The organism is Robiginitalea sp. (assembly GCF_049588695.1).
In the GTDB taxonomy this organism is placed as follows: Bacteria; Bacteroidota; Bacteroidia; order Flavobacteriales; family Flavobacteriaceae; genus Robiginitalea.
In genome coordinates this window covers 1-4,736 of sequence record NZ_JBAVZJ010000272.1, presented here as the reverse complement: position 1 = coordinate 4,736, position 4,736 = coordinate 1, and the positions used below count along the sequence as shown (strand labels likewise).

Sequence of the window (4,736 nt, the reverse complement as noted above, 5' to 3'; positions counted from 1 at the left end):
GGCCTGATGACTGTAGTCAACAATTGCACGAATTGCCACTCGGCCAAGCTGGTGACCCAAAACCGCATGGATTCCGAAGGATGGCGGAAGACAATCAAATGGATGCAGGAAACCCAGAACCTCTGGGATTTAGGGAAAAATGAGGATATCATCGTAGACTATCTGGCGACCTATTACGCCCCTGGTAAAAAAGGGCGTCGTCAGAACCTCGCTAATATTGAGTGGTATGTTCTGGAGGATTAGCTTATTGGTTGCATTGATTATTGTCGGTGCCTGCCGCGGACGGGAAGAAGCTGCCCCACCGGCCTCAATACAGGTTGCGGAAAAGGCAGGCTACGCACATCCCGGGGCCATCATCGAAGCTGGGGAACTGCTCGCCAAATGGGAGTCTGAGCATATCCGGGTTATCGATTTTCGGGAGCGGGCGGCTTTTGAACAGGAACATATTCCGAATGCCCAACCCATGTGGCGAAGTGATATTGAAGACAAGGAGCACCATGTCCCCGGAATGATGGCCTCAAAACCGGAAATGGAAAAGTTGCTCTCCGATCTTGGCCTTTCCGCTTCAGACACCCTTATCCTTTATGACGATCAGGCAGGGGTAAATGCTGCCCGGCTCTGGTGGGTGCTTCGAACGTATGGCTTTAACCAGGTCCGGTTACTCAATGGAGGCGTGCAAGGCTGGAAGGCTGCCCGGGGACCTCTGGGTTCTGAATGGAAAACCCTTCCCCCCAACCGCTTTGAATTCCCCCAGGAAGAAGCCCTGCATTTAAGGATTGACAAGGATGAGCTGGCTTCCCTTATGACAGGCGAAGACTGGACACTTATAGACGCCCGAACCGCTGAGGAACACTCCGGGAAACGAATGAAAAAAGGCTCCCAAAATGCCGGCCGCATCCCGGGCAGTGTCCATATTGACTGGGCGGATGCAGTGGACTACCATGGGAGCAAAAAATTCCTCACCCCGGAGAAATTACAAGCGGCATACCGGGAGCTTCCCGAGGATAAGGACGCACCTGTAGTGGTGTATTGCCACTCAGGAGTGCGCTCGGCCCATACAAGTTTTGTTTTGACGCAACTATTAGGATATAACCGGGTCTATAATTACGATGGATCCTGGTTGGAATGGAGCTCCCTGGAAGGGGCTCCGATAGATAAAGACAGTACCACTTTAATTTTACAGTAGCTATGGAAAAATATTTTGACGCTTTTGGAAACGCTTTTATGGGCACAGTGCAATGGACCTGGAAATCCATTTTGTTTGAGGTGCCCTGGTATACGAATTACTTCTGGGGACTCATTGTGATCTCCCTGGTGGTCTGGATGCTGGAAATCGCCTTTCCGTGGCGGAAGGATCAGTCCATCTTCAGAAAAGACTTTTGGCTGGATGCCTTTTACATGTTTTTCAACTTCTTCATTTTCGCCATTGTAATCAGTGGGGTGTATAAAATGCTGGGGGTCCTTTTTTCCGACTTCGGGATTACCGCAAAAAGCCTTGCCCTTGTAGACATTAGTGCCTGGCCTATGTGGCTGCAACTCCTGGTATTTTTTATCGTCCTGGATTTTGTGCAGTGGTTTACGCATATCCTGCTCCACAAATACCGGGTACTCTGGAATTTTCACAAGGTCCATCACAGTGTTAAGGAAATGGGATTTGCCGCTCATTTGCGCTACCACTGGATGGAAAACGTCCTCTACAAACCGCTAAAGGTTTTTGGGGTGATGATTCTCGGGGGGTTTGAACCCGAACAGGCCTATATCGTGCATTTTACCGCCATTGCAATCGGCCATTTGAACCATGCGAATATCAAACTGACATGGGGACCCCTGAAATACGTCTTCAACAACCCGGTCATGCACCTTTACCACCACGCCTATGTTTTACCGGAGGGCTCTTTCGGTGTGAACTTCGGAATCAGCCTGAGCCTGTGGGATTATATATTTAAAACAAATTACGTGCCTGAGGACAGTGGCACCATCGAACTGGGTTTCCCCGGGGATGCAGACTTTCCAAAAGACTTTGTGCACCAGAACCTCTACGGGTTCTCAAAACCGCATAAAAAGGGGTGACTTAACCCTGTTTTGAGGCGTCGAGGATAAAATCAATAGCCATTTGGGCATGCAGGTCTGTCGTGGGAAGGGTGGGAATGTCCGCATCACTGGCATCCAGCAATAAGGGCAATTCCGTGCAGCCGAGAATTACACCGTCGGCACCACGGGCTTTGAGCAGTTCGATCTGAGATTTAAAAAACTGTCGGGCCTTGTCCGTAAACTTCCCCCGGGTAAGTTCTTCCGAGACATAGGTATGGGCCTGAGCAATGCAATGCGATTCAGGAATCAGGGTTTCAATCCCGTATTTATCTTTGAGCACTTCGGGGATAAAGGAACCTGTCATTGTGGGCCGATTGCCTAGAAGGGCCAGCTTTTTCAATCCGAGCCTTTGTGCTTCCATCCCGATGGCATCGGCAATATGCAGGATGGGGACCCCGATTTTGGGTTGTACAAAATCGTAGACCATATGCGGGGTGTTCGCACAAATCAGTATGGCTTCTGCCCCGGCCAACATCAACTTACGGGAAACCTCGAGGTACTTTGCATTGATTTTATCGCGGTCCTGCTCCCGCATAATTTCAATGTTGATACTGTATATGATGAGTTCCGGATTCCCCTGTGTACCGATAACTGCCCCTACCCCTTCATTGATCATTTTGTAATAGGCCATCGTGGAATGCCAGGAGGTACCGCCAATTAATCCAAGTGTTTTCATCTGTTTAATTCTTTGAGATTTGTGTAATCCTTTAACGCTCTGTGCCTACTCCCCCTTAAAGGAGACTTTCCAAAGCCCGCGGAACTGGTTGTTGCCATAGCCTGTGGCCTGATCCTGCGGATAGAGTTCTGCGATAGCGCCAAGCACCCGGGGTTGAATATCATCTTCCGGGCTCCCATGGCATTTCAGGCACATGTTATTGGTAAGGATGGGATAGTAGAAATTCGTGTCGTCTCCCTGTCTGACTACAAGGGCTTCCGGAGGCTGCCCTGTTCCCAATTCCGATTTAATCTTGGAAATAAACTTCATTTCTTCAGCGTTGGCTGCATTTACAGGGTTTCTGGGTTTATCCGTTATCCTGCTGATTTCTACCCCAAACTTGCCCGAAAGGCTGTCCGTGATGGGGAGCGCCTCTACCTTACAAAAGCCAATGGCTTCCTGTATGCCCCCTTCCTGTATTTTACTTTGAAGGGCCTTCCCGAGGGCCGCCTGGGTGGCCATGGCGTACTCCATCCCTTTATCCTGATAGGGTATCTCCGACTTCACAACTTTGTCAGGATCTGTGGCCGAAACCCCCGTCTCAGTAGCAGCAGGTTTGGCGTTCGGAGAATCTTTACAGCCGGTCAGGGCCATAAGCAGGAATATAAAAATAATGGAATACTTCATCGGAATCAGGTATCTGTTACACGGGGCCAATCTATATAAAAAAAGAAAGCGGCCCGTTATAAGAAGGGGCCGCTTTCTACACTAAAAACAATCAACTCAACCATCTAAATTTTTGGGCTTTCTCAACCACAAAACTAAAGTAGGACTTTAGTACCGGCGACACAGTAACTTATGTTACACAACCCAAAAAAAGTGCCATTTAATGGGTAAAATATCAGAGGGTACTCGGGCAAACGTAATCAGAAACAGGCAGGCCTGCTTCCTTTATGGCCTTAAAGCCTCCTGAAATATCCACCAGGTTGTGAATGCCCCGGCTCTTTAAAATGGATGCCGCGATCATACTGCGGTATCCCCCTGCGCAATGCATATAAAAAACCTCACCCTTAGGGAAAGTGCTCAAATAGTCGTTCAGGTAATCCAGGGGGGCGTTCTCCGCCTCAAGCAAATGCTCAGAGAGGTACTCACTTTCTTTCCGGACATCAAACACCTTCATTTCCCCATCTTTGGCCATGAGTTCTGCAAGCCTCTCAGGAGCTACCGGGCTTACGGTATCGTATTCCTTAGAAGCACTGCGCCAGGCTTCGAATCCGCCTTTGAGATATCCCAGGGTATTGTCAAATCCTACGCGGGAGAGTCGGGTCACTGCCTCTTCTTCCCGGCCTTCAGGTACAACGAGCAGGATGGGTTGAGCGGTATCCCCTACCAGGGCACCCACCCAGGGGGCAAAACTTCCATCCAGGCCGATAAATATGGAACGCGGAATATGTCCTTTTGCGAAGTCGTCTTCATTGCGCACATCCAGAACAAGGGCTCCGGTCTCATTGGCCGCTACTTCAAAGGCATCCGGAGAAAGGGCCTGTGTACCCCGTTTCAGGACCAGATCTATGTCTTCATAGCCCTCCTTATTCATTTTCACATTTAATGGGAAATAAGTTGGGGGTGGCAACAGTCCTTCAGTTACTTCGGCCACAAACTCCTCCCGGGTCATATCCGGGCGAAGGGCGTAATTTGTTTTTTTCTGGTTCCCCAGGGTATCTACGGTTTCCTTAGACATGTTCTTACCACAGGCAGAACCCGCCCCGTGAGCCGGATACACAATGATTTCATCGTCAAGGGGCATGATTTTTTCCCTCAGGCTGTCGAATAAGGTAGAAGCGAGTTGCTCCTGGGTCATATCCGCAGCTTTCTGAGCCAGATCAGGACGCCCGACATCTCCCAGGAACAGGGTGTCTCCACTGAAAATGGCGTGGTCTTTACCTTCTTCATCCCGCAAGAGATAGGTCGTGCTCTCCATGGTATGGCC

5 protein-coding genes and 1 pseudogene are annotated in these 4,736 nt (G+C 49.7%); 3 read left to right on the top strand and 3 right to left on the bottom strand.

The annotated features are described in order from the left end of the window. The 3 genes and pseudogenes from WBV75_RS06635 to WBV75_RS06625 all read left to right on the top strand — a co-directional run. Positions 1–243, top strand: a pseudogene (locus tag WBV75_RS06635) (monoheme cytochrome C); the annotation flags it as partial. After that, the gene (locus WBV75_RS06630; RefSeq protein ID WP_424119855.1) at positions 227–1,186 is read left to right on the top strand and encodes a sulfurtransferase; all 960 of its coding nucleotides are present in this window, start codon (positions 227–229) and stop codon (positions 1,184–1,186) included. The pseudogene WBV75_RS06635 and the gene WBV75_RS06630, both read left to right, overlap by 17 nt. A gap of 2 nt (positions 1,187–1,188) precedes the next feature. After that, a complete protein-coding gene (locus WBV75_RS06625) occupies positions 1,189–2,070 on the top strand; it encodes a sterol desaturase family protein (RefSeq protein WP_424119854.1) in 882 nt (293 codons plus the stop codon). A gap of 1 nt (position 2,071) precedes the next feature. On the opposite strand, the gene WBV75_RS06620 is transcribed toward WBV75_RS06625, so the two are convergent. From WBV75_RS06620 to WBV75_RS06610, 3 genes are all read right to left on the bottom strand, one after another. Further along, entirely contained in the window at positions 2,072–2,767 is a 696-nt protein-coding gene (locus WBV75_RS06620) for an aspartate/glutamate racemase family protein (protein ID WP_424119853.1), read from the bottom strand. A gap of 45 nt (positions 2,768–2,812) precedes the next feature. Beyond that, positions 2,813–3,433: a Tll0287-like domain-containing protein gene (locus WBV75_RS06615; RefSeq protein ID WP_424119852.1), complete on the bottom strand. Its 621-nt coding sequence runs from the start codon at positions 3,431–3,433 to the stop codon at positions 2,813–2,815. Between the two features lie 214 nt (positions 3,434–3,647). Then, the coding region (locus WBV75_RS06610) for a rhodanese-like domain-containing protein (RefSeq protein WP_424119851.1) at positions 3,648–4,736 on the bottom strand (1,089 nt) is incomplete at its 5' end.

Excerpts from the sequence above, each read along its gene's own strand:
- WBV75_RS06615 (WP_424119852.1), bottom strand. The coding sequence starts at position 3,433 with ATGAAGTATTCCATTATTTTTATATTCCTGCTTATGGCCCTGACCGGC.
- WBV75_RS06625 (WP_424119854.1), top strand. The coding sequence starts at position 1,189 with ATGGAAAAATATTTTGACGCTTTTGGAAACGCTTTTATGGGCACAGTG.
- WBV75_RS06630 (WP_424119855.1), top strand. The coding sequence starts at position 227 with ATGTTCTGGAGGATTAGCTTATTGGTTGCATTGATTATTGTCGGTGCC.
- WBV75_RS06620 (WP_424119853.1), bottom strand. The coding sequence starts at position 2,767 with ATGAAAACACTTGGATTAATTGGCGGTACCTCCTGGCATTCCACGATG.